Origin of the sequence: Mycobacterium sp. 1165178.9 (genome assembly GCF_001673555.1) — a bacterium.
Classification (GTDB): domain Bacteria; phylum Actinomycetota; class Actinomycetes; order Mycobacteriales; family Mycobacteriaceae; genus Mycobacterium.
Window position 1 is genome coordinate 1 of the sequence record NZ_LZMB01000297.1, and the last position, 1,516, is coordinate 1,516.

The 1,516-nt window shown below is 67.7% G+C and carries 2 protein-coding genes; one reads left to right on the top strand and one right to left on the bottom strand.

Annotation, left to right across the window (positions count from 1 at the left end):
* On the top strand, window positions 1-802 hold an 802-nt coding region (locus tag A5652_RS12915; RefSeq protein ID WP_156745309.1), incomplete at its 5' end, for a TauD/TfdA family dioxygenase.
* Here A5652_RS12915 and A5652_RS12920 read toward each other — a convergent pair.
* A partial coding sequence (locus A5652_RS12920) for a GMC oxidoreductase (RefSeq protein WP_197513945.1) occupies window positions 799-1,516 on the bottom strand: 718 nt, incomplete at its 5' end. The genes A5652_RS12915 and A5652_RS12920 overlap by 4 nt on opposite strands.

Here is a 1,516-nt window from a genome sequence, read left to right on the forward strand (position 1 = left end):
GATCCGCCGGGCGCTGTTGGCCCATAAGGTGATCTTCTTCCGTCACCAGCACCACCTCGACGACTCCCAGCAGCTCGCGTTCGCCGAGCTGCTGGGCACGCCCATCGGCCACCCGGCCGCCGGCGCCCTGGCCGCCCGGAACGTCCCGGTGATCACCCCGATCGACTCCGAGTACGGCAAGGCGAACCGCTGGCACACCGACGTGACGTTCGCCGCCAACTATCCGGCGGCGTCGATCCTGCGCGCGGTCAAGCTGCCGACCTATGGCGGTTCGACGCTGTGGGCATCGACCGCGGCGGCCTATCAGCACCTGCCCGAGCCGCTGAAAAGTCTGGTGGAAAACCTCTGGGCGCTACACACCAACCGCTACGACTATGTGGCAGGCGCAGCGGCCTTATCGATGAGCGACGCCCAGCGGTCGTTCCGGCAGGCGTTCGAAAAGCCGGACTTTCGCACCGAGCATCCCGTGGTGCGGGTGCACCCGGAGACCGGTGAACGCACGCTGCTGGCCGGTGATTTCGTGCGCGGCTTCGTCGGCCTGGACGGTCACGAGTCCAGCGTCCTGCTGGAACTGCTGCAGCGGCGAATCACGTTGCCGGAAAACACAATTCGCTGGAACTGGGCGCACGGCGATGTCGCTATCTGGGACAACCGTGCGACCCAGCACCGGGCGATCGACGACTACGACGACCAGCCCCGGCTGATGCACCGCGTCACCCTGATGGGCGACGTGCCCGTCAACGTGCACGGGGAGCGCAGCCGCGTGGTCAGCGGCGCACCGCTGGAGGTGCTGGCGAGCTAACTGGCGTCGGCGGTGGAGCTTATGTGATTGCTCGGCAACCAACGCAGCGCGCCGGGCGCCTCGGCTGGGACGACGGGCGCCTTGGGCGGAATCGGCTCCAGCCGGCGATACGGCTCGCCCTGCACCGGGCGCTCGTCCTTCTCGCCGCTGTTCGGCCACAACGACGCGGCCCGCTCGGCCTGGGCGGTAATTGACAACGAGGGGTTGACGCCCAGGTTCGCCGAGATGGCCGCGCCGTCCACCACGAACAGCGTCGGGTAGCCGTACACCCGGTGATACGGGTCGATCACCCCATGCTCGGCGTTGTCGCCGATCACGGCGCCGCCGAGGAAGTGCGCGGTCAGCGGGATGTTGAACAGCTCTCCCCAGGTGCCACCGGCGACGGCGTCGATTTTGTCGGCGATGCGCCGGGTGACCTGGTTCCCGACCGGAATCCAGCTCGGATTCGGCTCGCCGTGTCCCTGCTTGCTGGTGTACCAGCGGATGCCCAGCTTGCCGCGCTTGGTGTAGGTAGTGATGGAGTTGTCCAGGTGCTGCATGACCAGGGCGATCAGCGTGCGTTCGCTCCACTGACTGACGTTGAGCAGCCGCATCATGCGACGCGGATCGTCACGAGCCTGGTCCCACAGCTGCTTCCAGCGCGGCACATCGCTGCCCTCGGGGCCGGTCCCGTCGGTCATCAGCGTCTGCAGCAGCCCCATCGCGTTGGAGCCC